The sequence below is a fragment of the Teichococcus wenyumeiae genome (genome assembly GCF_003696345.1).
In the GTDB taxonomy this organism is placed as follows: Bacteria; Pseudomonadota; Alphaproteobacteria; order Acetobacterales; family Acetobacteraceae; genus Pseudoroseomonas; species Pseudoroseomonas wenyumeiae.
Map to the genome: position 1 here is coordinate 172,698 of NZ_RFLX01000001.1, position 26,292 is coordinate 198,989.

24 protein-coding genes are annotated in these 26,292 nt (G+C 69.9%); 12 read left to right on the forward strand and 12 right to left on the reverse strand.

Features of this window, described 5'->3' with window-relative positions; genetic code table 11:
• Positions 1-23 precede the first annotated feature (23 nt).
• From uxuA to EBE87_RS00860, 4 genes are all read right to left on the reverse strand, one after another.
• Positions 24-1,229, reverse strand: a complete 1,206-nt coding sequence (uxuA, locus tag EBE87_RS00845; protein ID WP_120637772.1) for a mannonate dehydratase — start codon at positions 1,227-1,229, stop codon at positions 24-26.
• A 23-nt stretch (positions 1,230-1,252) separates the two neighbouring features.
• Positions 1,253-2,740: a mannitol dehydrogenase family protein gene (locus EBE87_RS00850; RefSeq protein ID WP_122139822.1), complete on the reverse strand. Its 1,488-nt coding sequence runs from the start codon at positions 2,738-2,740 to the stop codon at positions 1,253-1,255.
• Positions 2,737-3,453 carry a GntR family transcriptional regulator gene (locus EBE87_RS00855; protein WP_233560001.1) on the reverse strand — a complete coding sequence of 239 codons (717 nt, stop codon included), beginning with the start codon at positions 3,451-3,453 and terminating at the stop codon, positions 2,737-2,739. The genes EBE87_RS00850 and EBE87_RS00855 overlap by 4 nt, the downstream gene beginning before the upstream one ends.
• A gap of 102 nt (positions 3,454-3,555) precedes the next feature.
• A complete protein-coding gene (locus tag EBE87_RS00860; protein WP_120637769.1) occupies positions 3,556-4,308 on the reverse strand; it encodes a phosphatase PAP2 family protein in 753 nt (250 codons plus the stop codon).
• 104 nt (positions 4,309-4,412) lie between these two features.
• Between EBE87_RS00860 and EBE87_RS00865 the strand changes: the two genes are divergently transcribed.
• The 3 genes from EBE87_RS00865 to EBE87_RS00875 all read left to right on the forward strand — a co-directional run bounded on the left by EBE87_RS00865 (position 4,413) and on the right by EBE87_RS00875 (position 8,683).
• Positions 4,413-5,339: a lipid kinase gene (locus EBE87_RS00865; RefSeq protein WP_120637768.1), complete on the forward strand. Its 927-nt coding sequence runs from the start codon at positions 4,413-4,415 to the stop codon at positions 5,337-5,339.
• 191 nt (positions 5,340-5,530) lie between these two features.
• Entirely contained in the window at positions 5,531-7,147 is a 1,617-nt protein-coding gene (locus tag EBE87_RS00870; RefSeq protein ID WP_120637767.1) for an AMP-binding protein, read from the forward strand.
• A gap of 210 nt (positions 7,148-7,357) precedes the next feature.
• Positions 7,358-8,683, forward strand: coding sequence for an LLM class flavin-dependent oxidoreductase (locus EBE87_RS00875; protein WP_120637766.1), 1,326 nt, complete (start codon positions 7,358-7,360; stop codon positions 8,681-8,683).
• 51 nt (positions 8,684-8,734) lie between these two features.
• Here EBE87_RS00875 and EBE87_RS29600 read toward each other — a convergent pair whose 3' ends face one another.
• A complete protein-coding gene (locus EBE87_RS29600; RefSeq protein WP_233553143.1) occupies positions 8,735-8,908 on the reverse strand; it encodes a hypothetical protein in 174 nt (57 codons plus the stop codon).
• 43 nt (positions 8,909-8,951) lie between these two features.
• Between EBE87_RS29600 and EBE87_RS00880 the strand changes: the two genes are divergently transcribed.
• The 3 genes from EBE87_RS00880 to EBE87_RS00890 are packed head-to-tail and all read left to right on the forward strand — an operon-like array spanning position 8,952 to position 11,245.
• Positions 8,952-9,575, forward strand: a complete 624-nt coding sequence (locus EBE87_RS00880; protein WP_233560003.1) for an ABC transporter permease — start codon at positions 8,952-8,954, stop codon at positions 9,573-9,575.
• Entirely contained in the window at positions 9,572-10,279 is a 708-nt protein-coding gene (locus EBE87_RS00885; RefSeq protein ID WP_120637764.1) for an ABC transporter ATP-binding protein, read from the forward strand. Before EBE87_RS00880 ends, EBE87_RS00885 begins: the two co-directional genes overlap by 4 nt.
• An 18-nt stretch (positions 10,280-10,297) precedes the next feature.
• Positions 10,298-11,245: an aliphatic sulfonate ABC transporter substrate-binding protein gene (locus EBE87_RS00890; protein WP_120637763.1), complete on the forward strand. Its 948-nt coding sequence runs from the start codon at positions 10,298-10,300 to the stop codon at positions 11,243-11,245.
• Positions 11,246-11,248: 3 nt separating this feature from the next.
• Here the strand turns inward: EBE87_RS00890 and EBE87_RS00895 are convergent, their stop codons facing one another.
• On the reverse strand, positions 11,249-11,926 hold the full coding sequence (locus EBE87_RS00895; RefSeq protein WP_120637762.1) for an RraA family protein: 678 nt from the start codon (positions 11,924-11,926) through the stop codon (positions 11,249-11,251).
• 120 nt (positions 11,927-12,046) lie between these two features.
• Here EBE87_RS00895 and EBE87_RS00900 point away from each other — a divergent pair, with 120 nt between their 5' ends.
• On the forward strand, positions 12,047-12,814 hold the full coding sequence (locus EBE87_RS00900; RefSeq protein ID WP_120637761.1) for an IclR family transcriptional regulator: 768 nt from the start codon (positions 12,047-12,049) through the stop codon (positions 12,812-12,814).
• A gap of 211 nt (positions 12,815-13,025) precedes the next feature.
• Here EBE87_RS00900 and EBE87_RS00905 read toward each other — a convergent pair whose 3' ends face one another.
• The gene (locus EBE87_RS00905; protein ID WP_233553141.1) at positions 13,026-13,925 is read right to left on the reverse strand and encodes an NAD(P)-dependent oxidoreductase; all 900 of its coding nucleotides are present in this window, start codon (positions 13,923-13,925) and stop codon (positions 13,026-13,028) included.
• Between the two features lie 5 nt (positions 13,926-13,930).
• Complete coding sequence (locus EBE87_RS00910) at positions 13,931-15,517, reverse strand: ABC transporter substrate-binding protein (RefSeq protein WP_120637760.1); 1,587 nt, start codon at positions 15,515-15,517, stop codon at positions 13,931-13,933.
• A gap of 434 nt (positions 15,518-15,951) precedes the next feature.
• On the opposite strand from EBE87_RS00910, the gene EBE87_RS00915 reads away from it, so the two are divergent.
• From EBE87_RS00915 to EBE87_RS28580, 3 genes are all read left to right on the forward strand, one after another.
• Complete coding sequence (locus EBE87_RS00915) at positions 15,952-18,504, forward strand: hypothetical protein (protein ID WP_122139823.1); 2,553 nt, start codon at positions 15,952-15,954, stop codon at positions 18,502-18,504.
• 10 nt (positions 18,505-18,514) lie between these two features.
• Positions 18,515-19,513 carry a TAXI family TRAP transporter solute-binding subunit gene (locus EBE87_RS00920; RefSeq protein WP_120640976.1) on the forward strand — a complete coding sequence of 333 codons (999 nt, stop codon included), beginning with the start codon at positions 18,515-18,517 and terminating at the stop codon, positions 19,511-19,513.
• A gap of 170 nt (positions 19,514-19,683) precedes the next feature.
• Positions 19,684-20,082 carry a hypothetical protein gene (locus EBE87_RS28580; protein ID WP_147426241.1) on the forward strand — a complete coding sequence of 133 codons (399 nt, stop codon included), beginning with the start codon at positions 19,684-19,686 and terminating at the stop codon, positions 20,080-20,082.
• A 595-nt stretch (positions 20,083-20,677) separates the two neighbouring features.
• On the opposite strand, the gene EBE87_RS00925 is transcribed toward EBE87_RS28580, so the two are convergent.
• A complete protein-coding gene (locus tag EBE87_RS00925) occupies positions 20,678-21,970 on the reverse strand; it encodes a Gfo/Idh/MocA family protein (protein WP_120640975.1) in 1,293 nt (430 codons plus the stop codon).
• 189 nt (positions 21,971-22,159) lie between these two features.
• Between EBE87_RS00925 and EBE87_RS00930 the strand changes: the two genes are divergently transcribed.
• Complete coding sequence (locus EBE87_RS00930; RefSeq protein WP_122139824.1) at positions 22,160-23,338, forward strand: glycosyltransferase; 1,179 nt, start codon at positions 22,160-22,162, stop codon at positions 23,336-23,338.
• Here the strand turns inward: EBE87_RS00930 and EBE87_RS00935 are convergent.
• Genes EBE87_RS00935 through EBE87_RS00945 form a run of 3 tightly spaced genes read right to left on the reverse strand, consistent with a single transcriptional unit; the run spans position 23,253 to position 25,680 of the window.
• A complete protein-coding gene (locus EBE87_RS00935; RefSeq protein WP_120641294.1) occupies positions 23,253-23,837 on the reverse strand; it encodes a class I SAM-dependent DNA methyltransferase in 585 nt (194 codons plus the stop codon). The genes EBE87_RS00930 and EBE87_RS00935 overlap by 86 nt on opposite strands.
• The gene (locus EBE87_RS00940; RefSeq protein ID WP_233560005.1) at positions 23,834-24,580 is read right to left on the reverse strand and encodes a PIG-L deacetylase family protein; all 747 of its coding nucleotides are present in this window, start codon (positions 24,578-24,580) and stop codon (positions 23,834-23,836) included. The genes EBE87_RS00935 and EBE87_RS00940 overlap by 4 nt, the downstream gene beginning before the upstream one ends.
• Positions 24,574-25,680 (reverse strand): acyl-CoA dehydrogenase family protein, encoded by a 1,107-nt coding sequence (locus EBE87_RS00945; RefSeq protein WP_122139825.1) that lies wholly within the window; start codon positions 25,678-25,680, stop codon positions 24,574-24,576. Before EBE87_RS00945 ends, EBE87_RS00940 begins: the two co-directional genes overlap by 7 nt.
• Before the next feature lie 168 nt (positions 25,681-25,848).
• Here EBE87_RS00945 and EBE87_RS00950 point away from each other — a divergent pair, with 168 nt between their 5' ends.
• Positions 25,849-26,262 carry a DoxX family protein gene (locus EBE87_RS00950; RefSeq protein WP_120638599.1) on the forward strand — a complete coding sequence of 138 codons (414 nt, stop codon included), beginning with the start codon at positions 25,849-25,851 and terminating at the stop codon, positions 26,260-26,262.
• The last annotated feature ends 30 nt before the right edge of the window (positions 26,263-26,292 follow it).

Here is a 26,292-nt window from a genome sequence, read left to right on the forward strand (position 1 = left end):
ACGCCGCCACCATGCTTCCGGCTTCAGCTCAGCTTGCCGTGGCGGAAGGCTTCCACGGTGCGCATCACGCCGCGCAGCTCGGCCAGGCCCTTCAGACGGCCGATGCAGGAATAGCCGGGGTTGATCTTGGCGCCCTTCTTCACGCTCTCGATATCGTCCACCAGCAGGTGGCCGTGGTCGGGGCGCATCGGGATCTCGGCATCCTCGCGGCCCTCGGCGCGGCGGCGGTCTTCCTCCGCCATCAGGGCGGCGACGCAGGCCAGCATATCGGTGCTGCCATCGAGATGGTCGGCCTCGTAGAAGGAGCCGTCATCCTCGATCGTCACGTTGCGCAGATGCGCGAAATGGATGCGCGGGCCGAATTCCCTGGCCATCGCCGGCATGTCGTTGTCGCGGTTGCTGCCGAAGGCGCCGGTGCAATAGGTCAGGCCGCTGGCGGGGTTCGGCACGGCTTCCAGCAACGCGCGGGCATCGGCGGCGGTGGACATGACGCGCGGCATGCCGAAGATCGGGAAGGACGGATCGTCGGGGTGGATGCAGATCCGGGCGCCTTCCTCGGCGGCGGTCTCGGCCACCTCGCGCACGAACTGGATCATGTGGTCGCGCAGGCCCTCGGTGCCCATATCCTTGTAAATATCCAGCATCTTCTGGAAGCCGGCGCGGTCATAGACGAATTCGCGGGCCGGCAGCCAGTCGATCATCAGCTTCTCAAGGTTCGCCTTGTCGCTGTCCGACATGGTGGCGAAGCGCGCCTCGGCGGCCTTGCGGCGGGCCTCGGGGTGATCGGCCTCGGCACCCGGACGGCGCAGGATGAAGAGGTCGTAGGTGGCGATGTCGGTCCAGTCGAAGCGCAGCGCCAGCCCGCCGGTGGGCAGGCGGTAATGCAGATCGGTGCGCGTCCAGTCCGTGATGGCCATGAAGTTGTAGCAGATGGTCTTCACGCCCGCCCGCGCCACGGCGCGGATGGAACCCTTGTACTGGTCGATCAGGTTCCGGAAGTCGCCCGTGCGGGTCTTGATGTCCTCGTGCACCGCGATGCTCTCGACCACGGACCAGCGCAGCCCGGCATCCTCGATGATCTTCTTGCGCTTCAGCACCTCGTCCTCGGGCCAGGCGCGGCCCTGGTTCATGTGGTGCAGGGCGGAGACGATGCCGGTGGCGCCCGCCTGCTTCACATGCTCCAGGGTCACGCTGTCATCGGGGCCGAACCAGCGCCAGGTCTGTTCCATCGTTCTTCTCCTTGCGTGAAAACTCAGGCCGCCAGGGTGGCACGCAGGGCGCCGCGCACGCCGTCCCGCAGCAGCAGCGCCAGGGCCTCCCGCACCGCCGCGCGGAAGCCCTCATGCGCCGCCAAGGCAGGGTCGAAGACCTCCGGCAGCGCGAAGAGCGCCTGCGACAGCGCCGCCGCATCTCGCCCGGCGCCGCGCGCGATGGCGGAAAGCTTCTCGCCAATCGGGTCGTCGATCCTGTGGCTGCCGCCGGTCTCGTCCTCGCCCAGCAGGAAGAGCATCCAGGCGGCGACGGCCAGGGCGATGCGCCGCGGCACCTCGCCCTGCGCCAGCCGCTCGGCGGCGGGGCGCAGCAGGCGCTGCGGCAGCTTCTGGGAGCCGTCCATGGCGATCTGCAGCAGCCGGTGGCGGATGGCGGGGTTGCGGAAGCGGTCCTCCAGTTGCGCCGTGTAGCCCGGCAGGTCGATGCCCGGCACCGGCGGCAGGGTGGGGATGACGTCCCGCACCCACAGCACCTTCAGGAAATCGGCCAGCAGCGGCTCGGCCATGGCTTCCGAGACGGTCTCGATGCCGGCGAGGCTGCCGAGATAGGCCAGCGAGGAATGCGCGCCGTTCAGGCAGCGCAGCTTCATCAGCTCATAGGCATGCACGTCCTCGACCATCAGCGCCCCGGCCTTCTCCCATTCCGGGCGGCCGCGAATAAAACGGTCCTCGATCACCCATTGGGAAAAGGGCTCGGCCACGATGGGCCAGGCATCCTCGTAGCCCAGGGCGGCGATGGCGGCGCGGTCGGCATCGGTGGTGGCGGGGACGATGCGGTCCACCATGGTGGCGGGGAAGGACACGTTCTCCGCCATCCAGCCGGCCAGGGAGGGGTCGCGCAGTTCCACGAAGCGCCGAAGCACCCGCTCCAGCGTCCGGCCATTGTCGGGCAGGTTGTCGCAGGTCATCAGCGTCACGGCGCCGGCGCCCGTCCCGGCGCGGCGGCGCAGGGCGGCGGCCAGCAGGCCGGGCACGCTGCGCGGGGTGCCCTGGCCTTCCAGGTCGTGGCGGATATCCGGGTGCCGCTCGTCCAGCGCGCCGCTGCTGTCCCGGCAATAGGCCTTTTCCGTTACCGTCAGGCTGATGACGCGGGTGGCGGGGTCGGCCAGCCGGGCCAGGGCAAGGTCCGGCTGCTCCGGCACCGTCAGGGCTTCCAGCACGCTGCCGATGATGCGCGCCTCGTCGCCGCCGGGGCCGCGCGTCAACACGGTGTAGAGCCCGTCCTGCGGCGCCAGCGCCTCCCGCACGGCGGGGGAGCGCAGGCTGAGGCCGCAGATGCCCCAGCCGGTCTCGCCGGCCTCCAGGCGGTCGTCGGTATAGACGGCCTGATGCGCGCGGTGGAAAGCGCCGAGGCCCAGATGCACGATGCCGATGCCCTGTGCCGCGCGGTCATAGCCGGGGCGGCGCGTTCCGGCGGGCAGGCTGTCCAGGCTGGCGGCGCTGAGCCGGGGGGAGGCGGCGGCGGTCATGGAGCCTCTTTCGTCTCGAAATGGTCGGGGAAGCGTTCGCAAAGCTTCGGCAGGGCGGAGAGCACCTCGGACAGGTGCTGGCGCATCGCCTCCTCCGCCGCATCGGGGTCGTGCCGGGCGATGGCGGCGACAATGGCGCGGTGCTGCGCGATCAGCAGCTGGCTGGGCGTGGCATCGGGGATGCTGAGGTAGCGCACCCGGTCCATCTGCAGCTTGACCTGGGCCAGGGCGGTCCAGGCGGCGGGGTGGCCCATCAGGGCGGCGAAGCTGCCGTGCAGCTCATCGTCCAGTGCCAGGAAGGCGGGGTGGTCTTCCCGCGCCAGGGCGGCTTCCTGGGCATCGATGATGCGGTGCATGGCGTCCAGGGCGCCAGGCGCGGCCTCGGCCATCGCGGCACGGCGCACCACGGCGCGTTCCACCGCGTCCCGCACCAGGCGGCCACCATTGACGCCGGCCACGGAAATGCGTGTCACCAGCGTGCCGCGCTGTGGCAGGATGCGCACTAGGCCGGCTTCGGACAGGCGGATCAGGGCTTCCCGCACCGGCTGCCGACTGACGCCGAGCAGGGCGGCGACCTCGCTTTCCGGCAGCGTCTGCCCCGGCGTCAGGCGGTTGGTCACGATCTTGCGGCGCAGCAGGGCGGCGATGGTCAGCCCGACGGGGCCCGCCTGCTCCATGGGGTCAAGGGGTTCCAGAACCTCTTGCAGGCTCACTGTGACACGTCCTCCGGCAGATGGGACCGGCTTACCGCCGGTTTGCATACTACCATACATGACGGATCCCAGCTTGCAAGGCCATCCATCTACCCCCGCGAATTACACCCGGGCCGCCCGGCGGCTGCGCCAGAGCAGGATGCCGCGCAGGGCCAGCCAGCACCCCATGGCCCAGGCGGCGCCCAGGCACCAGCCCGCCAGCACGTCGGTGGGCCAGTGCACGCCCAGATAGACGCGGCTGAAGCCCACCAGCACCATCAGGGCCACGGCGGTGCCGAGGATATAGACCTTGTCCCGCCGCCGCCGCGCCACCCCCGCCAGCAGCGTGCCCAGCGTCAGGTAGCAGACGGCGGAGAGCATGGCATGGCCGCTGGGAAAGCTGGCGGTATGGGTTTCCACCAGATGCGCCACCAGGTCGGGGCGCGGGCGGTTGAAGCCCAGCTTCAGCAGGCTGTTCAGCGCCGCTCCGCCGCCGAAGGACACCAACAGCATCCCGGCCGAGAGCAGCTTGCGCTGCAGCAGCAGGTAGCCCGAGGCCAGGACGCAGATCAGCGCCAGCACCGCGTGGCTGCCCAGCGAGGTGAAGTCGCGGAACATGATCTCCAGCCAGAAGGGCCCCAGCGGGTCGGCGGGGTCGGCCGGGTTGCGCAGCGCCATCAGCATCGCCTGGTCGAAGCCATGGGTATCGCCTTCCCCCACCTCGCCGATCAGGCGCACAAAGGCGAAGAGGCCGCCGGCGCAGGCGAAGACCGCCGCCAGCAGCACGAACTGCGCCCAGGAAAACTGCCGCCAGTGCAGCTTGCCGCGGGGCATGGCCCTGGCCAGGCCGCGCAGGCGCCAACCGAGGAATGCCATGGCTGCTTTTTCCTTCACTTTCCTGGGCAAGACGCGACAGCCCGGCAGGGGTTGCCGCATCCGCCGGGCGGCTGGAGCGTTTCGGTTCCGCCGGATGACGGCCCATGGAGACCGCCCCCCTGCCACTCCCCCCCGCGACCACCCCGCCGCGCCGCCTGCTGCTGCTGGTCAACCGCCAAGCCCGTAACGGCGGCGCGGCGCTGGACGAGGCGCTCGCCGTCCTGCGCATCCGCGGCATCGCGGTGGAGGAACATCGCTGCCCCCCCGGCCAGACCACCGCCGAGGCGATCCGCGCCCGCGCCGGGGAAGGCTTTTCCGCCGTGGTGCTGGGCGGTGGCGACGGCACGCTGAACGCCGCCGCGCCGGCGCTGCTGGAGACCGGCCTGCCCTTCGGCATCCTGCCGCTCGGCACCGCCAATGACCTCGCGCGCTCCCTCGGCATCGGGCCGGACCTGGTGGATGCGGCGCGGGTCATCGCCGACGGCCATCTGCGGCGCATCGACCTGGGCGAGGTGAACGGCAAGCCCTTCTTCAATGTCGCCTCCATCGGCTTCAGCGCCGAGCTGGCGGGGGAATTGCGGTCGGAGGCCAAGAAGCGCTGGGGCAAGCTGGGCTATGCCATCGCCGCCTTCCGGCTGCTGCGCCGCATCCGCCCCTTCACCGCCTGGATCACGCAGGACGGGCGGGTGCGCAAGGTGCGCACGGTGCAGATCTCGGTGGGCAACGGCCGCCACTATGGCGGCGGCATGACGGTGGAAAGCGACGCCGCGCCGGACGACGGCAAGCTGGATATCTACAGCCTGGAGGTCGACCATTGGTGGCGGCTGCTGGCGCTGCTGCCTTACCTGCGGCGCGGCACGCAGGGGCAATGGCACGACGTGCGTGCCTTTCCCGCCCTGTCCTGCGCCGTCGCCACCCGGCGGCCGATGCCGGTGAACACGGATGGCGAGCTGACCGCCACCACGCCCGCCATGTTCCGGCTGCTGCCCAAATGTGTCAGCGTCTTCGCGCCGCCAGCGCCGCCGGGCTGAGCGGCTGACGGTTGCGTGTGGGGCTGGCGCCGGCGCCCTGCCCCGTGACAGACTTGCGGGAAAAGCACCGCCCGGCCGCACCGGCCGGCACCAAGCCAGGGAGAATACACAAGAATGCCGCATCAGATCGACGGCCCGGCCCTTCACGCCGGGCGCCGCGCCGCCCGCCAGCAGACCGGGGCGCGACGCTGATGACCGCGCGCGACTACGACGCCCTGCCGCGCACCCCGGCCAACCATGTGCCGCTGACGCCGCTGCTGTTTACCGAGCGCAGCGCAGCCGCCTTCCCGGACCGCGTGGCGGTGGTCCATGGCGCGCAGCGCTGGACCTGGAAGCAGCACCGCGACCGCTGCGTGCAACTGGCCTCCGCGCTTAACCAGCGCGGCATCGGGCGCGGCGACACCGTGGCGGTGCTGCTGCCCAATACGCCGGCCATGGTGGAATGCCACACCGGCGTGCCGATGTCGGGCGCCGTGCTGGGCGCCATCAACATCCGCCTGGATGCCGAGACGATCGCCTATATCCTCGACCACGGCGAGGCCAAGCTGGTGATCGCGGACCGCGAGCTGCTGCCGCTGCTGGAAGCCGCCCTGGCACTCACCAGCAACAAGCCGCCGGTGATCGAGGTCAACGACCCCGAGGCCCCCTTCCCCCACACCCTGGGCGGCGAGGATTACGAGACGGTGCTGGCCTCCGGCGACGCGGACTTCGCCTGGCCCCTGCCGGCCGATGAATGGGACGCCATCGCGCTGAACTATACCTCCGGCACCACCGGGCGGCCGAAGGGCGTGGTCTATCACCACCGCGGCGCGCATCTCTCGGCTATCGGGGATATCCTGGCCTGCCAGATGGCGGGGCCACCGACCTATCTCTGGACCCTGCCGATGTTCCATTGCAACGGCTGGTGCTTTCCCTGGGTGGTGGCGGCGCTGTCCGGCACCAATGTCTGCCTGCGCGCGGTGCGTGGCCCCGCGATGTGGGAGGCCATCACCACCCATGGCGTGACGCATATGTGTGGCGCGCCCATCGTGCTCTCCACCCTGCTGGACACGCCGAACCGCCCCGCCCTGCCTGGCCCGCTGCGCTTCATGGTGGCCGGCGCCCCGCCGCCCGAGGCCGTGCTGGCCAAGGCCGCCGATGCCGGCATCACCGTTGTCCATATCTATGGCCTGACCGAATGCTATGGCCCCGCCGTGGTCAATGAATGGAAGCCCGAGGACGACGCCAAGGACGGCCCCACCCGCGCCGCCCTGATGGCCCGCCAGGGCCTGCGCTACGTGACGCTGGAGGCACTGGATGTCTTCGGCCCCGATGACGCCCCCGTCCCCGCCGACGGCACCACGATGGGCGAGGTGGTGATGCGCGGCAACATGGTCGCCAAAGGCTACCTGAAGGACCCGGCGGCAACGGAAAAGGCGCTGGCCGGCGGCTGGTTCCGCACCGGCGACCTGGGCGTCAAATACCCGGACGGCTATGTGCAGGTGAAGGACCGCGCCAAGGACATCATCATCTCCGGCGGCGAGAATATTTCCTCCATCGAGGTGGAGGAAGCGCTCTACCGCCACCCCGCCGTGGCCGTTGTCGCCGTGATCGCCATGCCGGACGAGAAATGGGGCGAAGTGCCCTGCGCCTTCGTCGAGCTGCGTCCGGATACCGAGGCCACCGAGGCCGAGCTGATCGCCTTCACCCGCACCAAGATCGCCGGCTATAAGGCACCCAAGCGCATCGTGTTCGGCGAGGTGCCCAAGACCTCCACCGGCAAGCTGCAGAAAGCCAAGCTGCGCGCAACGGTGCGGGAAGCGGTTTAGGAAGCAAGGCTGGGGGAATGAATTCCCCCAGGCCCCCTTCTTTCTTTTTCCCAGTTTCGGGTGCGTCGGGCGACTGAGGCCGGCGTTTTCGTGACCTTTTATCCATGAACTCGAAGAAAAAAGAAGGGGTTCCAGGGGAATTCATTCCCCTGGCCTTGCCTCGGCTTGGCCTGGGCCAAAGATTTCCCTCGACCGAAGGGGACAGATCCCATGGCCGCAAGGCAGTTGCATCTTGGCGCCTTCATGCGCCCCACCACCATCCATACCGGCGCCTGGCGTTATCCCGGCGCTTTTCCTGACGCCAACTTCAACTTCGCGCACCTGAAGCGCTTCGCGCAGACGCTGGAGCGCGGGAAGTTCGACGCCTTCTTCATGGCGGACCATCTGGCGTTGCTGAACATGCCGATGGAGGCGCTGAAGCGCTCCCACACCGTCACCTCCTTTGACCCGCTGACGCTGCTGCCGGCGCTGGCGGCGGTGACGGAGCATATCGGGCTGATCGCCACGGCCTCGACCACCTTCAACGACCCCTATCACATCGCCCGCAAATTCGCCTCACTGGACCATCTCAGCGGCGGGCGCGCGGGGTGGAACATCGTCACCACCTCCAACCCCGATGCGGCGCTGAACTTCGGCCAGACGGAGCAGATGGAGCATGGCGAGCGCTACCGCCGTGGCCGCGAGTTCTTCGATGTCGTCACCGGGCTTTGGGACAGTTGGGCCGACGATGCCTTCACGCGTGACGTGGAGAGCGGCTTGTTCTTCGACCCCGCCAAGCTGCATGTGCTGGACCACAAGGGCGAGTTCTTCCAGGTGCGCGGGCCGCTGAACGTGGCGCGGCCGGTGCAGGGCTGGCCGGTGATCGTGCAGGCCGGCGCCTCGGAGGCCGGGCGGCAACTGGCGGCGGAGACGGCGGAGGTGATCTTCGCGGCGACGCCGACGCTGGAGGATGGCCGGAGCTTCTACCGCGACGTGAAGTCCCGCATGGCGGCGCTGGGGCGCGAGCCCTCGCACCTGAAGATCCTGCCCGGCTGCTTCGTGGTGATCGGCGAGACGGAGGAGGATGCGCGCACCAAGCGGGCCACGCTGGACAGCCTGGTGTATTACGAAAGCGGCCTGGCCTCGCTCTCCATCGCGCTGGGGCATGACGCCTCGGGCTTCGACCCCGATGGGTCGCTGCCGGAAATCCCGCCCAGCAATGCCAGCAAGAGCAGCCGGGAACGGGTGATCGCCCTGGCGGAGCGCGAGAAGCTGACGGTGCGGCAACTGGCGCAGCGGCTGGGCGGCTATCCCGGTTCCGCCATGGTGGGCACCGCCGAGAGCATCGCGGACCAGATGCAGCAATGGCTGGAGGCGGAAGCCTGCGACGGCTTCAACATCATGTTCTCCCACGTGCCGGGCGGGCTGGACGATTTCGTGGAGAAGGTGGTGCCGGCCTTGCAACGGCGCGGCATCTTCCGCCGCGAATACGAGGGCACCACCCTGCGGGAGAACCTGGGCCTGCCGCGCCCGGCCAACCGCTTCTTCCCGGCCTGAGGCGGCCTTGCCACGCCCGCCGTCCCGCGCGAAGTGAGGGGCAGGAGCCCGTCATCTCCGCCAGGAAGGCCTGACACTGTCCGAGACCGCCGAAAGCCCCGCCCCCGCCGCCGAGACCACCGCCCCGCGCGCGGCCTGGGGCGGCTGGGCGCGGCTGCTCTCGCCCCTGGCGCTGCTGCTGCTCTGGCAGGCGGCCAGCGCCAGCGGGGTGCTGCCGGAGCGCATCCTGGCCTCTCCCACGCAGATCGCCGCGACGGCATGGGAGTTGGTGCGCTCGGGCGATCTGCTGCGCGGCCTGTTGGTCTCCTTCCTGCGCGTGGCGGCGGGCTTCGGCATCGCGCTGGTGCTGGGCGTGGCGCTGGCGGTGATCTCCGGTCTGTCCCGCATCGGGGAGGTGCTGGTGGACCCGCCCTTGCAGATGCTGAAGGCCATGCCCTTCCTGGGGCTGCTGCCGCTCTTCATCCTGTGGTTCGGCATTGGCGAGGCGCCCAAGGTCGGCCTTGTCGCCCTGGGTGCCCTCTTTCCCATCTACCTGACGCTGCATGCCGGCATCCGGGGCGTGGACCTGAAGCTGGTGGAAGCCGGCCGCACCCTGGGCCTGACGCGGCTGGAGCGGGTCCGCCACATCATCCTGCCCGGCGCCCTGCCTTCCCTGCTGGTGGGGGTACGCTACGGGCTCAGCATCGCCTGGCTGTCCTTGGTGGTGGGGGAGCAGATCAATGCCAGCAGCGGGCTGGGCGCGCTGATCACCAATGCGCGGGACTTTCTGCAGACCGATGTGATCGTGGTTTGCCTGCTGGTCTATGCCGCCATGGGGCTGGCGACGGATGGGCTGGTGCGGCTGCTGGAAGCGCGCGGGCTGCGCTGGCGCCGGCCGGTGGTGGCGGCATGAGCCCGGTGCTGGAGGTCCATGGCCTGACCCGCGCCTTCGGCCGCCGCGTGGTGCTGGACCGGCTGGAGCTTTCGATCGCCCCCGGAGAATTCGTGGCGCTGCTGGGCCGCAGCGGCTCCGGCAAGTCCACCCTGCTGCGGGTGCTGGCGGGGCTGGATGCGGTGCCCGCCGGCGTGGCGCGGCTGCCGCAGCGCCGGGCCGTGGTCTTTCAGGAACCGCGGCTGATGCCCTGGAAGACGGTGGCGCAGAATGTGGCCCTCGGCCTGCGGCGGGATGATGCCGAACAGGCCGCCCGCGCCGCCCTGGCCGAGGTCGGGCTGGCCGCCCGCGCCGATGCCTGGCCCATCACGCTCTCGGGCGGCGAGGCGCAGCGCGCCGCCCTGGCCCGCGCCCTGGTACGCCAGCCCGAATTGCTGCTGCTGGACGAGCCCTTCGCCGCGCTGGACGCGCTGACGCGCATCCGCATGCATGCCCTGGTGGGCGATCTCTGGCGCGCCCACCGCCCCGCCATCCTGCTGGTGACGCATGACGTGCGGGAGGCCGTGCTGCTGGCCGACCGCGTGCTGATCCTGGAAAGCGGCCAGATCACCCACCAGACGGCGGTTTCCGCCGCGCATCCGCGCCGGCATGGCGACCTCATGCTGGCGGCGCTGGAAGCCGGATTGCTCGCCCGCCTCGGCGTGGAGCAGGCCCTGACACACTGAGCCGGGAAGAACCGAACGATGCAACGCCGCACCCTGGGCAAGCTGAGCGCCGCCCTGCTGCTTCCCGCCCTGGCCCCCGCCCGCGCAGCGGAAGGCGAGACCGTGCGCATCGGCTGGCTGCGCGCGCCCAACGACCTCACCACAGGCCGCGCCCGCGGCACGCTGGAAAAGGCACTGGCGGCGCAAGGCGCGAAGCTGGAATGGGCTGGCCCCTTCCCCGCCGCCGCCCCGGCGCTGGAGGCGCTGAATGCCGGCAGCATCGACATCACCGCCGGGTCCTCCACCGCCTGCATCGCGGCGCTGGCGGCGCGCATCCCCATGGTGATCTTCGCCTACCAGAAGATCGCGGCGGGTGGTGAAGGCATCCTGGTGAAGCAGGATTCCCCCATCCGCAGCCTGGCCGACCTCGCGGGCAAAAGCGTCGCGGTGAATCGCGGCGGCACCGGCGAATACCTGCTGATGCGCGCGCTGGAAAAGAATGGCGTGGATGCCTCGGCCGTGAAGCGCGTCTATCTCAGCCCCAGCGACAGCGGCGCCGCCTTCACCCAGGGCCATGTCGATGCCTGGGCCACCTGGGACCCCTTCGTCGTCATCGGCGTGAAAAGCTATGGCGCGCGCGTGCTGGCGGATGGCGCTGCCATCGGCTCCGACAATGCCGTGACGCTGATGGCCAGCCGGGACTTCGTGGAAAAGAAGCGCCCGCTGCTGCAGGCGGTCTTCGATACCTGCCTGGACGACAACCGCTGGGCCCAGAACAACAAGAACGAAGCCGGCCGCATCTGGGCCGAGGCGATGAGCCTGCCCCCTGGCCTCGCCCCTGCCATCGGCGAGAACAACGCCGTGCCGACGCGCGGCGTCACCGACGCCGATGTGGCGCAGATCGAGCAGATCGCCGACTGGTACGTCTCCAGCAGGATCGTGCCACGCCGGCCGGATATCGCGGCCGGCGTGGTGAAGCTGGGCTAGAACTCAGTCCAGCCCCTCGCAGCCCAGGCGGCGCAGCGTCTCGTCCACCCAAGGGGCGGAATAGGTGCCGGCCTCAATATCCGCCGCCTGCTTCACCTCCGCCGCCTGCTTGGCGGCGGCGGCGGCATGGATGGCCTCCACCTCCCCGAAGGGCACGCAGAGCAGCCCGTCGTCATCGCCCAGCACCAGGTCTCCAGGTGCGATCACCATGCCGTCGAAGGCCACCGGCACATTGATCTCGCCCGGACCATCCTTGTAGGGGCCGCGATGCGTCACGCCCGCCGCGAAGACCGGAAAGTCCTGCGCGGCGATGGCGGCGCTGTCGCGGATGGCGCCATGGATCACGATGCCGCCCAGGCGCTTCTTCACCATCTGCGCCAGCATCAGCTCGCCGATCAGCGCATTGGTCAGGTCGCCACCGGCATCCACCACGATCACGTCGCCCGGCGCCGCCAGGGCCAGGGCCTTGTGAATCATCAGGTTGTCGCCGGGACGGGTCTTCACCGTCAGCGCCGGGCCGGCCATCTGGCCGCCGCGATGCATCGGCCGCAGCCGCGGCCCGCCCGCCGTCATGCGCGCCATCACGTCACTGACATTGGCCACGGGAAGGCTGCGGAAGCGCTCCACCCATTCCGCGCCCACCTGCCGCGCACGCGGCAGAATCCTGAATCCAATGGCCACCGGCGGCCCTCCCTCATGTTCCGCGCCCAGGCTCCCGCAACCCGGCATGGAACGCAACGGCATTTCAGAATCCGGCCACCGCTTGCCGGCCAGCCCGGCGGGGCGGTAGACCTGCGCGTCATGACATCCAAGCCCAGGGCCACGCCCGCGATGGAAGGCGTCGCCTCCGCCGAGCGCACGCTGGCCCTGCTCAGCGCCTTCCGCAAAGGCGATGGCGCCGTCTCCCTCGCCGAACTCTCGGCACGCACGGGGCTGGTGAAAAGCACCATCATGCGCATCGCCGTCTCGCTCGAAGCCGCCGGCTACCTCTCCCGCACCGAGGGCGGCTACCGCCTGGGTGCGGAGCTGCTGCGCCTCGGCATGGTCTACCAGCAGTCCTTCCGCCTGGAAGCGCATGTGATGCCAGTGCTGGAAGAACTGGTCGCCGCCACCAGCGAAAGCGCCGCCTTCTACATCCGCCAGGGTGAGGCACGGCAATGCCTCTTCCGCGTCGATTCGCCGCACCGGCTGCGCCTGCATGTGCGCCAGGGCGACCTGCTGCCGATGGACATGTCCGCCATCGCCCAGGTGCTGCGCATCTTCACCACCACGCCCCTGCCGCCCGAGGCCGATGCGCTGGACTTCCCCCTCTACACCGCCGGCGTCCATGACCCGCACGCCGCCGGCCTCGCCATGCCCGTCTTCGGGCCGGAAGACCATTTCGCCGGGGCGCTGAGCATCACCGGCCCCATCACCCGCCTGACGCCCAAGGTCGCCCGCGCCGCCACAAAAACCTTGAGAGATGCAGCCGCAGGGCTGACGCGCAGCCTGGGCGGGCAGCCACCGCTGCGGCCGATGCCTGCGCCGGCGCTGCGCGGTGCGGGCCGGAGGAAAAGGTCGGGGGAATGAATTCCCCTGAACCCCCATCTTCCTTTTTCGAGTTGGAGCTTCAGGCCGAATCAGGCGGCAAGGTCGCTGTGATGTTTTCAATGAAAGGCATGCGGGGCTGAGCCCGCAGTGGCCTGAGAGCCAAGCCCTCCGGCACATCTGAAAACTCGAAAACAAAAGAAGTCATCAAACGTATACGTTTAATGGGGGCGTTCATTCCCCCAGCCTTTCTTCAAACCTCTGCTGGCGCCATCCGCGCCTCGATGGCTTCCAGCGCCTCCTGATAATTCGCCGGAATACGCCCGCCGAAGTGCTCCTTCAGCCCCAGGGCCTCCACCCAGCGCAGCCGCTCGGCGGTGGAACGGGTCATGATGGGTTCGATGCCGACATCGGCCAGCGCATCGGCGGCCATGGCGGCTTCCTCGGCGCGGCGGCGGGCGTGGATGACGCCGGTGGTGATCAGGTTGCCGGCGAAATCCGGGAAGGGACGCGACATCAGCGTCTTGGCGGCCGATTGCAGCACTGCCTCATCCAGCCCGTAGCGGCGGGCGCCCAGCATCATCTCGTCCACCAGTGCCTCGATGCCCTTGATCAGCACCGAGCGCAGGATCTTGATGGCCGATGCCGTGCCGAGTTCCGGCCCCACGGCTTCGATCTTCATGCCCCAGGGCACCAGCGCGTCCCGCACCGCCTCGGCCGCCGCGCCGCTGGCCAGAATGGGCAGCGCCAGCCCGTCGCGCGGCGTGCCGACGATGGACCCATCGGCGAGCAGCGCGCCGGTGCCCTCCAGCTTCGCGGCCATGGCCTGCTTCACCTTCGGCGTGGCGGAAGCGATGTCGATGAACAGATGCCGCGCCGTCAGATGCGGCGCGAAGTTCGCGGCACTCTCCACCGAGGCGGAGCCGGGCGTCACGCCGATGATGATATCGGCCCGCTCCGCCAGTTCGGCCGCCGAGCGCAGCAGCGGCACGCCCGCGGCTTCCGCGCGGCCCTGGATCAGCGCGGCATAGGGACCCTCGAAGGCGCCGATGTCGAAGCTCGAGACCTGCTCCAGCCCCTGCGCGCGCAGGCCGGCACCCAGCGTGCTGCCGATTTCGCCATAGCCGATCAGGCCAACCTTGATCTGCCGCATTGTCATCATACCCGCCGAACGTTCCAGAATTTCACGAAGCCATCGAGCACGCCGTCGATGCTGCGGCGCCAGGCCATGGGCTGGAAGATCTGCCCGGTGGGAATGAAGGTGGCATCCTGCCAGGCCTGGAGTTGGATCTGCTCCGCCAGTTGCTTCTGCCTGGCGGGGTCGCGCTCTTCCAACCAGGCGTCGCGCAGGCGCTCGCCCTCGGGGCTCTCGGGCCAGCCGTACCAGCCCTTCAGCCCGTTGCCGCGTGCCACGCTGGTCACCGCCGGGTCGAGGATGTTGAGGCCGGAGACCATGGAGGGGAACACGCTCCAGCCGCCCTTCTCCACCGGCTCCCGCGAATTGCGACGCTGGAAGAGCGTGCCGCTGTCTACCGCCTGCACATCCACATTCAGGCCGATGCGCTTGAAGAGATCGATGCCCACCTGCCCGATCGGCGCGCTGACGGGATGGTCCATCGGCAGCATGAAGGCCACCTTCTCGCCCTTGTAGCCGGCTTCGGCCACGGCCTTGCGCGCGGCCTCGATATTCGTCTTGCCAAAGAGCTTGTCCAGGCCAGCATCGCTGGCCATGGGCGTGCCGGGGCAGAACATGCCCAGCTTGACATGCCAGGTTTCGGGGTCGCTGCTATAGGCCTGCATGAATTCCGCCTGGTCGACGGCGGCCAGCACGGCGCGGCGCAGCGCCACATTGTCGAAAGGCGGCTGGATGCAGTTGAAGCGCAGGATGGGCGTCAGGCCCTGGCGGTCCTTCACCTCCACCCGCAGGTTGCGGTCTCGCTTCAGCATCGGCGCCAAGTCAGGGGAAGGCGTTTCCCACCAGTCCACCTCGCCCGCCTGCAGGGCGGAGGAGGCGGCCGAGACATCCGGCATCACGGTCCATTCGACCCGCTCGAAATGCGCCACCTTCGGCCCGGCGGTGCCGCCGGGCGCGCCGCCCTGGCGCGGCACATAGCCCTCGAAGCGCGCATAGGCGGCACGGGCACCGGCCATGTGCTCCTTGTCCAGGAAGCGGAAGGGGCCGGAGCCCACCATCTCCGTCACCTGCTTGGCCGCATCCGTTACCGCCAGCCGCTCCGGCATGATGGCGCACATGCTGGGCGAGGCTTTCGCCAGCGCCGCCGGCAGCAGCGGGAAAGGCTTGTTGAGGCGGAAGACGATGGTCTTGTCGTCGCGCGCCGAAAGCTCGTCCGTCGCGACCATCAGCGCCTGGCCGAAGGAATCGCGGGATGCCCAGCGCTTGATGCTGGCGACGCAATCCTTCGCCGTCACGGCGCTGCCGTCATGGAAGCGCAGGCCGTCGCGCAGCGTCAGCAGCCAGCGGCGGCCGTCATCCTCCACAACATGGCCTTCCACCATCTGCGGCTGCGGCTGGAAGTTGCTGTCCAGGCCATAGAGCGTGTCGAAGATCAGGAAGGCGTGGTTGCGTGTCGGCGTGGCGGTGGTGGCCACCGGGTCCAGCAGCGAAAGGTCCACGAAGGGCACGAAGCGCAGCACGCTTTCCCTTTGGGCCCACGCGAGGCGGGGCATGGCCAGAGGCGCAATGGCCGCGGCGGAAGCCCCGGCCAGGAAATGGCGACGCAACATGAACGTTTCTCCCCCTCGCCCTCTGCTGCCCCTTCGATGGGGAGCATTGCACAGGGCATTTTCGAAATGCCGTTGCGTTTTACCTTGCGAGGCTCCGCTTTCCCCTGTCAAGCCGCCCGCCATGGCACGGCCCAGGGCCAGCGCCGACGGCGCGTGCCGATATTCATGGGGAAGGAGGCGGAAACCCTGGCGGTACTCGTCGGATCACGGCTTGCCGGCCGCCCGCGCCGGGTTGGCACTGCCCGCCATGTTCGAAATTGAAATGTCGCGCCAATGTGAAGTCACTGACCAGCTTTGGATGCATCAAGCAACGAAACCCTGGAATAGGCTACCTGAGAAGTAATTTTAAGGCGCTTCGGGGCGCTGGAAACTTGAAAAACATTGCATCTCACGTAAACACCTCCCCCGCTTCTTGCACGGAATTCAATCCAACCGTGCATGAAGTCTTTTCCGATCTGGGCTGGCGCGCGCTGCAAGGGCACTCGCTGGGCGACGGCGCGCCGGACCCGCGGTTCATCCTGTTGCACCAGGATGTGGGCGTGGTGCTGCTCGATGCGGCGCCGGATACGGTGCCAGATCCCGTGGTGCGCCTGCGCCGCCGCCTGCGGGCCGCGCGGTTCGAGCGTCGCTTTCCCGGCCACCTGCCGATCATCTACTGCTCCCTCACGGAGCAGGATCTTTGGCGCCTTTCCGTAACGCTCGACTCCGCCTTCCGCCGCAAGCGGCCGATGGAATTGCAGGATGACGACTGGATGCCGGCGCTGGAGGCCCTTCTGCCTTCAGCCCGGACCGGACAGCCAAAGCCGGCAGCGGCTGCGACCGCCGCTCCCCGCCGACGCGTGAAAGCGCCCGCGCCCGCCAGCGCATCGCGGGCAGCGGCGGACCAAGGACGCACGCCTTCGAAGCCAGCCGATGCCGCTTCGCCCAGCCCGCTGCCTGACCACGCGCCGTACCGCATGGTCGAGGCACCTTTTCCCGATCCCCTGCTGCCTGACCCCCTGCTTCCCGACTCCCTGCCGCGCCCTTCACGGACCCGCGGTTTCAGCCTCGGCGGCGTGGGCTCGGCGGCGCTGGGTCTGTTGGCCATGACGGCCAGCGGGGCGGTGTTGCTGGACCAGCTCGCACCGCAGCAGCCCGGCCAGACCGAACGCCAGCTGGCCGGGCTGCTGGGCCGCGACAGGCCAGTGGTGCCCGAGGCCACGCCACGGCAGGCCGTGGCCGCCACCACGGCGGCAGCGGCCCTGCCGCTCCCCCGCTCTGTCGCGCTGACGCCGCCATTGGTCCAGCGGCAGGATGAAGGCGGCAGGGTATCCGCCGCCGTGGAACCCGCGCGAGCAGAGCCGCAGCGGAGCTGGCCGGAGCCGGACGCCACCTTGCCCAGCCCGCCGGCCCTGCCCCCGCTGCCGGCCGTCGCGATGCGCAGCCAGCGCAGCGAGGCACGGCCGGTGCCCCTGATCGGTGCCGAATCCTCGCCCATATCCTTCCTGGCCGTGCCTTCGGCCGAAGCCGTTGGCTTGGTCGTGGCAGCGACGGATCTGCCGCCGATGGCTACCCCTGCCACGCCATTGATGCTGGCTTCCGCCGAGCCGGTCCTGTTGGCCAGTGCCGCCGATCCCGCCGCCGCGCCGCCCGCGCCCCAAGCGGCGCCTTTGGCCGTGCCGGAGCCGGTGGCTGCCACCAGCCCGGCGTCGGCTGAGGATCACGAAGCCACGGCCCCGCCATTGTCCGCCATGCTTCCCGGCGATCTGGGCGAGGCAGCGCCTTCCGAAACCGAAGCGCCGCCGCTGGAAGCCGCCCTGGCAGAGGCGGCCGGCGCCGACAGCATCGTTGCCGCCGGGGCGCCTGCCGCTGCCACGCCGAATCGCGCACCGGAGCCTGCCCAGGAGGAAGCTGCGGCACGGCTTCCCGCCGTGGTGCCTGGCCTCGCGGTGCCGGACGCTGTCACCCCATCCGAGCCTGCCTCACAGCCTCCCGCGGCCGCTGAAGCTGTTGCGGCAACCAGCCCCGCTCCGGTCGCAGCTCCGCCCGCGCCTGCTCCGCAGCCCCCTGCCCCCGCGATCGCGGATGCCGTTGTGGCGCCTGTTCCAGCTCCGGCCGATGCCGTGCCGGAGCCTGTCCCGCAGGCTTCCACAGCGGCCGGCGCTGTTGCGATACCCAGCCCGACTCCGGCTGACGCTTCGCCGGAGCCTGCGCCACAGCCTTCGACGGCCGCTGATGCTGTTGTGGCGCCCAGCCCGGCTCCGGCCGACGCCTTGCCCAGGCCCGCCGCGCAGCCTCCCACCACCGCTGAGACTGTTGTGGCGCCCGTTCCGGCTCCCGCAGCCGCCTCGCCCGCACCTGCTCCACAGCCTCCCGCGGCTGCTGAAGCTGTTGTGACGCCTGCCCCTGTTCCCGGGGCCGCCACCCCCTCCGCACCTGTCCCGCAGGCCTCCACAACCGCTGAGACTGTTGCGCCGCCTGCCCCGGCTCCCGGAGCCGCTATCCCAGCGGAGCCTGCGCCCTCTCCCGCCGCGCCGCCGCGACTGGCGGCCCCGGCGCTGGAGCCGGTGGCATCGCCGGGTGTTGTGCCGCCCGCCGCCGAACCGCCCAAGGCGACGCAACCGGTGCCGTCGGTGGCCACCGCAGCCCCGGCGCGGGAGGCGGCCCGCTCTGCGGAACGCCCGCCAGCCGCCGCCAGCCCGGCCGTGCAACAGGCCGCGCCAGCCATGGCACCCGAGCTGCTCGCCGCGATGATGCGGCGTGGCGATGCCATGCTGGCGCTGGGGGACCTTTCCGCCGCCCGGCTGCTCTATGAGCGCGCGGCGGTGGGCGGCAGCGGCGGTGCCGCGCTGGCCCTGGGCAAGACCTATGACCCCGCCTTCCTGTCCGGCCTCAATGCACGCGGCATCCGCCCCGACCGCACCGCCGCCGTGACCTGGTACCGGAAGGCGGCGGCACTGGGGGATGGTGAGGCACCGGCGCTGCTGCGGCGGCTCGGCGCCGAGTAGGAGGGGAGGAATGACCATGAACGCAATCCGGCCAACACGCCGCGGCCTGTTGCTGGCAGGGGCGCTGGCCCTGCCCGCGCTGCGCGGCGCCAGCGCGCAGACCCCTCCTGGCCTCGCGGCCATGACGGCGCGGGCGAATGCGGGCACCGTGGGCGTCATCTCGGGCGGAGCCGACGGCACCTATATCCGCATCGCCGCCGATCTCGCGGCGGTGCTGGACGATGGCGACAAGCTGCGCGTGCTGCCCATCCTGGGCCGCGGCTCGGTGCAGAACATCTCGGACATCATGTTCGTGCGCGGCATCGATATCGGCATCGTGCAATCCGACGCCCTGGCCTATGTGCGGCGGCAGCGGCTGTTTCCCGGCAGCGACCAGCTGATCCAGTACATCGCCAAGCTCTATGACGAGGAAGTGCATCTCCTCGCCGCCCGCGACATCACCAAGGTGGAGGACCTGAACGGCCGCGCGGTGAATGTGGACCTGCGTGGCAGCGGCACCGCCATGACCGCCTCCCTGGTCTTCGAGGCACTGGGCGTGCAGCCGCAGATGGTGAACGACACGCAGGACCTTGCGTTGGAGAAGCTCCGGCGGGGCGAGATCTCGGCCCTGATGTATGTGGCCGGCAAGCCGGCGCGGCTCTTCTCCTCCATACCCACCGATTCCGGGTTGCATTTCCTGCCGCTGCCGCTGAATCCGGCCCTGCTGGAGACCTATCTGCCGGCGGAACTCGGGACCGAGCAGTATCCCGCACTGATCCCGGCGGGCCAGAAGGTGGAGACCATTGCCGTGGGCGCGGTGATGGCCGCCTATGCCTGGCAGCCGGGCACCGAGCGCTACCGCAAGGTCGCCACCTTCATCGATGCGCTTTACGCCAAGTTCGATACCTTCCTGCGCCCACCACGGCATCCGAAATGGCGGGAGGTGAATCTCTCGGCACAGGTGCCGGGCTGGACGCGCTTCAACGTGGCTCCCGCTTCTTCCGTGGCCGAAGCGGCACGGCCCCGCTGAAGCGATCTGGCCGCATCCTGAACCGGGTTCTGGCCGGTTCAGCCAGAAGCATGCGGTTGTGATAGTGGTAGTAGTGGACAGGCAATTCCTGCCGCGCAGATTACTTTAATTTCTTTAACGCAACCATTGCGGGAGGAAGTATCTTACTAGCTACACGAGCAAGAAGGAGCATGAAGATGCAGCTTCGAATTCTGATGTCCAGCTTGAGCCTCATGGCGACTGGACTTGCCTTCGGCACACCCGCGGCGCAAGCAGCCCAGGCCCCCGTGGGCATTTCACGTCAAGGCCCTTCAGACCTTGAATATGTACAGCAGAGGCAACATCGAGGCTCGCGTCAGCAGAGTTCCAATAACTCGAATCTCCCGTATGTCCCGAATAACCCGAATAACCCGGCCTGGGACAACGACGAGACGGCGCGCCTCAACGCGGAAAGCCTTCGTCGTGCGCAGATGGGGGAGAATTCTCCAACCAACCAGCCTGACACGACGAGCAACCTGAACCGCATGAGTGAACAGGATGCCGAGCGGGGCGTGAATGTCGGCAACCAGCCGCTGCTCCCGTTCCGTTGAACTTGGCGGAAAGGTCACGGCGGCTAGCGTCATCAAAGTGCCTGCCGCAGGCTGACAGTTCCATTGGTCAGCGGCCGGCGGCGGAAGTGCGAGGCCGGAGAGAAAGCTTCGATCGAAGCGGTCATAGCGCGTGCCGATGCGGCGCCAACTTTCCGTGCGTCCGGACATGCGCCCGATGAGACCGCGACAAGGTCAGGCGCGACGGTTGCGTGAGCCGGGTTTGCGATGGGCGCGGGGACGGGAATAACAATCTCGGCGCCGCGCCTTCAGCGCGTGTTGCAAGCGCAGTCTTGTCCAGGGCGTTTCTGGCTGCCGCCGGGCGATTGAAGAGGCGCTTCAGATACTCTGGGTGCTCCGGCAGTTGGAGATGGTAGCCGCCGGCCTGTGCGTGAACAGTAAGTCGCGCTAGCGGCGGCTTGAGCGCAGCACATGCAGGATGCCGCTGATGATCCGCTGGCCATCGAAGGCGGTACGCCTGGGCAGGCCCCGTTCAAGCCCAGTTGTGCAGCCATGCTGGTCTTCTCATGCCTGCGCCTTCAAAGACGCAGCGCATCGGAAGATCATCATCGATCAACAGCCTGACCAGGCTCTCAGCCTATGGCTTGGCACCGGGCGGTGGGCCACGGAAGGCATCAGGCTTTTCCACCGGCGGCAGCCGCACCGGCTGGCCTGATTCGGCAGCGCGGTAGATTGCTTCCATCAGCTTGTGATCCTGAACGCCCTCCTCGCCCGGCGTGCGTGGGCGCTGGCCGCCGATGACGCATTCCGCCATGTGGTCCAGCTCCTCGGTGAACTGGTTAGGCTGCTGCAGCACCAGCTCGGTCTGCCCGGTGGCATCGCCCTGGCGCTGGATCACAGTCATGCGCTGGCCCTCGTAGAGATAGGCATTCGGCATATCCACCGTGGCCTTCTCGAAGTTCAGCCGCTGGCACTTGTCGTCCCGCGCGCCATAGCTGGTGAAGCAGTTCACCAGAACATTGGACGGGAAGCGCAAGGTGAAGGAGAGCGTTTCCTCCACCTCCGCATAGCGCGGGTCGTTAGGCGGGCTGTATTGCGTGGCGAAGATCTCCACCGGTTCCTCGCCAGTCAGGAAACGCGCGGTGTTCAGGCAGTAGAGCCCGATATCCGGCAGCGACCCGCCGCCCGAGAGCGCGCGCTTGTGGCGCCACTGCTGCGCGCCATTCTCCGCCACCGTCTGCACATTGATGGCGCTCATCCCCACCAGGCGCCCGAAGGTCTGCTGCCGCACCAGGCTGGCCAGCCGCAGGTTATAGGCCTCGTACTGGATGCGGTAGGCGATCATCAGCTTCACGCTAGCGGCAGCGCAGGCATCCACCATGGCCTGGGCATCGGCGCTGCTGGTGGCCATGGGCTTCTCGCAGAGCACATGCTTGCCGGCACGCGCGGCGCGCTCGACATATTCGCGGTGCATGCCATTGGGCAGCACGATGTAGACCGCCTTCACCGCCGGATTGTCGCGAATGCGGTCGAAATTCGCGTAGTCGTAGCAGTTGGCGGGATCGATGCCGTATTGCGCGGCCACCGTCTTCATCTTCTCCGGTGAGCCGGAGACCAGCGCGACCGGCCTGGCCTTCTTGCTCTCCCCGAAGGCCGGCAGGATTTCCTCGAGTGCCAGCCGGCCGAGGCCCACGATGGCGAAGCCCACCCGCTCCCCCGGCGGCAGCGGCGCGGGCGGCGGCGAGGAAGGCGTATCGGCCGGGGAGCGCCAGGGGTCGAAGACCACCTTACCATTCTCCACCCGCCCGGCATCCACCGGGCTGGGAGGCGGGAAGCTCTGCGCCTGGGCTCTTGGCGCCATGGCCAGCCCGGCGGCGCCGCTGAGGGCCAGGACCCCGCGGCGGTTCAGCAGATCAAGCCGATGGGTCATCTGGAACGATCCCGTGGATGCAAGGTGAGTACCGGCTGAAACGCCCTGGCGGCGCGTTTGGATGAGCTTCGGCGGCCGAACAAAGAATTGACGGCATGAGGCATCGCGGCGGGGGATGACAGAACCGTATGCGGCACCAGCAAAAGCTGGAGCGCAACAAACGGCGCCGCGGGATGTTTCCGCAACGGCATGACCGTCTTGTTTCCCCAGATCGCCTCCCGAACACCTTCGCCTGGCGACAAGGCGGTGGTGGCCATCCCGGCCCGCAACGAGGCCGCGCGCATCGGCGCCTGCCTGGATGCATTGGCGGCGCAGCGGGATGCAGCGACGCTGACGGTGCTGCTGCTGCTGAACGGCTGCACCGATGCGACGGAGGCCGTGGCACGCGCCCATGCCGCCGGCGCGCCGTTCCGGCTGGTGCTGCGGCATGCGGTGCTGCCGCCCGGCCAGGCCCATGCCGGGGAAGCGCGCGGCCGCGCCATGGATGCCGCCGCGGCCTTGCTGGAGCGGGAGGCGCAGCCGGATGGCCTGCTGCTGACCACCGATGCCGACAGCCAGGTGGCGCCGGACTGGCTGGCCGCGACCCGCGCCGAATTGCGGAGCGGCGCCGATGCCGTGGCCGGGCGGGTGGATTACGACCCTGCCGAGACCGCCTGCCTCCCCGCCGCCCTGCGCCAGCGCATGGCGCAGGAAGACAGCTATGCCGCCCTGCTGGCGGAGCTGGAGGCGCGGCTCGACCCGGTGCGCGGCGATGGCTGGCCCCGGCACCGCATGGCATCCGGCGCCAGCCTGGCGGTGCGGCTGCCGGCCTATCGCCGCGCCGGGGGCCTGCCGCGCCTGCCGGTGGGGGAGGACCGCGCCCTGCTGGCGGCACTGCGCGCAGTGGATGTCCGCGTCCGCCATGCGCCCGGGGTGCGGGCGGTGACCTCCTGCCGCACCGAGGGCCGTGCCACGGGCGGTGCCGCCGATACCCTGCGCCTCCGGGCGGGTCAGCCCGGCCTGCCCTGCGACAGCCTGCTGGAACCGCTTGAGGTGGCGGCGATGCGGTGGCGGGCCCGCGCCACGCTGCGCCGCCTGCACGCGGCGGGCGACGAGGCCGGCGCGGCACGCTGGGCCGCCAGCCTGCTGCTGCCGCCGGATGTCATGCGGCAGATCAAGGCCTCGCCCTTCGGGGCGCTGTGGCAGATGGCGGAGGCCGCGAGCCCGCTGCTGCGCCCGGTGCCGCTGCTGCCGGCGGCGCTGCCCGGTGAGATCGCGGCGGCGCGGCGGCTGCTGGCGGGGCTCAGGCCAGCCGCAGCAGGTCCAGCCGGTAGCGGTCCGTGCGGCTCTGCATCACCGGGACCAGCGCCGACCCCGCCGCCGCCATGAAGCCTTCCACCGCTGCATCGCCCGAAAGGGGGTAATCGGTGGTGCCGGTCCAATGCACCAGCAGCACCTCCCCGCCGGGGCGCAGGGCACGCAGCGCCAGGGTGGCGGTGCGGGCGAGGTCCTCTTCATCGAGGTAGTAGAGCACTTCGGAAAACAGGATCAGGTCGTGCCGGCCGCGCGGCCATTGGCGCGGGATCTCGCGCTGCGCGAAACTCACCTGCGCCAGCCCGGCGCAATGGCGGCGAGCATCGGCCAGGGCGCGGGCCGAGCCGTCCAGCGCCAGCAGCCTGTCGCAGCGCGGCGCCAGCATCCGCGTCAGCACGCCGATGGAACAACCGATCTCCAGCACGCTGCCATAGCGGGCGCGTGGCAGGGCAGCGAGGGTGGCCTCGTACTTGGCGGCCTCATAGGAGCTGCTGCGGAACTTCCAGGGGTCGGGGTCGGCGGCATAGAGCGCCTCGAAATAGCTGGCCGACAGGGATTGCAGCGCACGGTTCATGCCGCTGACTCCAGGAAGATCTCGAAGGGACGATCGAAGCGCGCCAGCATGGCGGCATCCAGCACGAAGCCTTCCGGGTCGTCGTCGATCAGCCGCGTGGTCTGGGACCGGTGCGCGGCGATGGCGCGCCGCTTGGCCGGCAGATGTGCCGAGACATCGAGCCGGGTGCCACGGGGTGGGCCGCCTTGGATGGGCGTGCCGGGCGGCAGGCGGTGACCCCAGACGGGATAGGCCAGGCGACGCAGCCCCGGCTGCCGCCGCGCCGCCTCCGCCGCCATGGCATCGGTGGCCTCATGGTCGCAATGCGGGTCCTGGCCCCAGGTGGCCAGCAGGGTGCCGGCCGCGACGGCCCTGGCGGCGTCCAGGATGGCCTGCACGGCGGCCTCGAAATCCGCGCCGGCGCCGGGCACGGCGGCATCCGGCAGCGCCAGGAAGCGGGCGATGGCGGCGGGCAGGCCGAGTGCCGCGAGGGCGGCCAGCGCCTCCGCTTCCCGCAACCGGCGCAGGGCGAGGCGCGGGTAGCGGCGGGAGCGGGGGTGGGAGGCGCCGCCATCGCTGACAAAGACTACCGCCACCGCCCGCCCGGCCTGCGCCGCGGCGGCGAGCAACCCGCCGCAGCCCAGGCTCTCGTCATCCGGGTGCGGCGCCAGCACCACCAGCCCGCCGGGCGCGAGGACCTGCTCCAACGGCGCGAAGGGCAGCGCATCGGCCTGGGCGAAGAACTCCGCCGCCGTGGTCACCACGGCCAGGCTTCCTGCTCCAGCACGAAGGCGGCGCCCATCTCCAGCGCCCGGTCCGGCGCCGGCTGGCGCAGGTAGGTGGCGAGGTCGCGCGTCACGCGCTCCAGCGGATGCGGCCGCATGAAGCCGGCCAGCCCCACCGAGCGCTGGGCATGCTCCAGGATCTCCAGCAGCGCGGCTTCCACCGCGCCACGCGTCAGGTCGACATAGGCCACCACCGCCTCGGGCCGCAGTGAATCCTCGGCCAGATGGCGGGCGGCGCGTTCCACCCGGAGCCGGGCGCCCTCCAGCGCGGCGGCGGCCTGGCCCACCCGGGCGCGCTGATGCGGGTCGGCATCCCGTCCCAGTTGCCGCAGGTGCTGGCAGAGCAGGGCGAAGATTTCCGCCCCGCCCCCGGTCTGCACCGCCAGGAAGCGCCAGGCACCGCCGGAAAACAGCGGCTGGCGGTGATAGTCGCCGGGCTGGCCGATCCGCACTGCCGGCGGGGCCGGCAGCCCGTCGAAATCCACCGCGCCGGTGGCCGAGGCCCGCATGCCCTGCGCCGTCCAGCTTGCGAGGTCGGCGCGCTCTCCCTTCGCCAGCACGGGCAGCAGCATCAGCGGCCCTTCCGGCGTGGCGACCGTGACCAGGGGCCGCTCCACCCAGCCGGCGCCGGAAGCCAGGATCTTGCGGCCGCGCAGCAGCGCGCCTTCCAGCCGCAGCGGCTGCTGCCGATCATCGGTGTTCCAGACGCCGAAGAGGCTGCCCTGCCGCGCATCCGCCGCCGCGTCCTCGCGCTGCGCCACATCGCCATAGGCCAGCACCAGCCCCAGCGCGTTCACATGCCCTTCGTAGAGGCGGCCCAGCGGCAGGCTGCCGGCGCCGATGCGCATCAGCACTTCCGCCAGGGCCGCCGCGCCTTCCGGCCCCTGCCCCAGCCCGGCACCGCCGAGGTCCGGCGGCAAGGGCGCCGCCAGCAGCCCGGCCTCGGCCAGGGCCGCGACCTCCGCCGCGGGGAAGGCGCCGTCCTGGTCCAGCCGGGCACCGCCCTGCCGGGCCAGCGCGGCCACCCGCGTGGCGGCGTGCAGGCTGTGTGAAAAAGGGTGGAAGGGTCTGTCGAGCATCTGAGGGCCAATCTGCCAGACAGGAGCAACCCCGGCGGCGTCGCCTGAGTTGCGAAGACCACGGTGGCAAGGCCGCTCGCATCTCCTAAGATCGGCCCCAGGTGAAGGGCAGGGCCGAGGCACCGCCACCGGCGGCGCCGGCCCGCCGGCTCAAGGAGATGTCACCCGATGAAGACCCAGTCCCTGGCCGCCGAATGGGCGCCGCGCGTGCTCAGCGTGCTGCGCATCGTCGCCGCGCTGCTGTTCATGGAGCACGGCACGCAGAAGCTCTTCGGCTTCCCGGCCTCGGCCAATCCGGCACCAGCCTTCCTGACGCTCCTCTGGTTCGCCGCCGTGCTGGAGGTCGTGGGCGGAATCCTGCTGGTGCTGGGGCTCTTCACCCGCCCGGTGGCCTTCGTGCTCTCGGGCCAGATGGCCTTCGCCTATTTCTGGGCGCATGCGCCGCGGAACGTCTTCCCGGTGCTGAACGGCGGCGATGCCGCCATCCTCTTCTGCTTCGTGTTCCTGTATTTCTCGGTGGCCGGCGGCGGCACCTGGAGCCTGGACCACCTCCGCCGCCGCGGCACGGGCCGCCGCGTCTGAAGCACCTGCCGGGGCGGCCGCCATGGCCGC

What these genes read in the sequence shown, in the direction of transcription:
- EBE87_RS00905 (WP_233553141.1), bottom strand. Translation starts at nt 13,925, where the DNA reads ATGCGGCAGATCAAGGTTGGCCTGATCGGCTATGGCGAAATCGGCAGC.
- EBE87_RS28580 (WP_147426241.1), top strand. Translation starts at nt 19,684, where the DNA reads ATGAAGATGCAGCTTCGAATTCTGATGTCCAGCTTGAGCCTCATGGCG.
- uxuA (WP_120637772.1), bottom strand. Translation starts at nt 1,229, where the DNA reads ATGGAACAGACCTGGCGCTGGTTCGGCCCCGATGACAGCGTGACCCTG.
- EBE87_RS00920 (WP_120640976.1), top strand. Translation starts at nt 18,515, where the DNA reads ATGACCATGAACGCAATCCGGCCAACACGCCGCGGCCTGTTGCTGGCA.
- EBE87_RS00945 (WP_122139825.1), bottom strand. Translation starts at nt 25,680, where the DNA reads ATGCTCGACAGACCCTTCCACCCTTTTTCACACAGCCTGCACGCCGCC.
- EBE87_RS00930 (WP_122139824.1), top strand. Translation starts at nt 22,160, where the DNA reads ATGACCGTCTTGTTTCCCCAGATCGCCTCCCGAACACCTTCGCCTGGC.
- EBE87_RS00885 (WP_120637764.1), top strand. Translation starts at nt 9,572, where the DNA reads ATGAGCCCGGTGCTGGAGGTCCATGGCCTGACCCGCGCCTTCGGCCGC.
- EBE87_RS00890 (WP_120637763.1), top strand. Translation starts at nt 10,298, where the DNA reads ATGCAACGCCGCACCCTGGGCAAGCTGAGCGCCGCCCTGCTGCTTCCC.
- EBE87_RS00950 (WP_120638599.1), top strand. Translation starts at nt 25,849, where the DNA reads ATGAAGACCCAGTCCCTGGCCGCCGAATGGGCGCCGCGCGTGCTCAGC.
- EBE87_RS00910 (WP_120637760.1), bottom strand. Translation starts at nt 15,517, where the DNA reads ATGTTGCGTCGCCATTTCCTGGCCGGGGCTTCCGCCGCGGCCATTGCG.
- EBE87_RS00860 (WP_120637769.1), bottom strand. Translation starts at nt 4,308, where the DNA reads ATGGCATTCCTCGGTTGGCGCCTGCGCGGCCTGGCCAGGGCCATGCCC.
- EBE87_RS00865 (WP_120637768.1), top strand. Translation starts at nt 4,413, where the DNA reads ATGGAGACCGCCCCCCTGCCACTCCCCCCCGCGACCACCCCGCCGCGC.
- EBE87_RS29600 (WP_233553143.1), bottom strand. Translation starts at nt 8,908, where the DNA reads ATGCGCTCCGGCAGCACCCCGCTGGCGCTGGCCGCCTGCCAGAGCAGC.
- EBE87_RS00925 (WP_120640975.1), bottom strand. Translation starts at nt 21,970, where the DNA reads ATGACCCATCGGCTTGATCTGCTGAACCGCCGCGGGGTCCTGGCCCTC.
- EBE87_RS00900 (WP_120637761.1), top strand. Translation starts at nt 12,047, where the DNA reads ATGACATCCAAGCCCAGGGCCACGCCCGCGATGGAAGGCGTCGCCTCC.
- EBE87_RS00875 (WP_120637766.1), top strand. Translation starts at nt 7,358, where the DNA reads ATGGCCGCAAGGCAGTTGCATCTTGGCGCCTTCATGCGCCCCACCACC.
- EBE87_RS00935 (WP_120641294.1), bottom strand. Translation starts at nt 23,837, where the DNA reads ATGAACCGTGCGCTGCAATCCCTGTCGGCCAGCTATTTCGAGGCGCTC.
- EBE87_RS00870 (WP_120637767.1), top strand. Translation starts at nt 5,531, where the DNA reads ATGACCGCGCGCGACTACGACGCCCTGCCGCGCACCCCGGCCAACCAT.
- EBE87_RS00850 (WP_122139822.1), bottom strand. Translation starts at nt 2,740, where the DNA reads ATGACCGCCGCCGCCTCCCCCCGGCTCAGCGCCGCCAGCCTGGACAGC.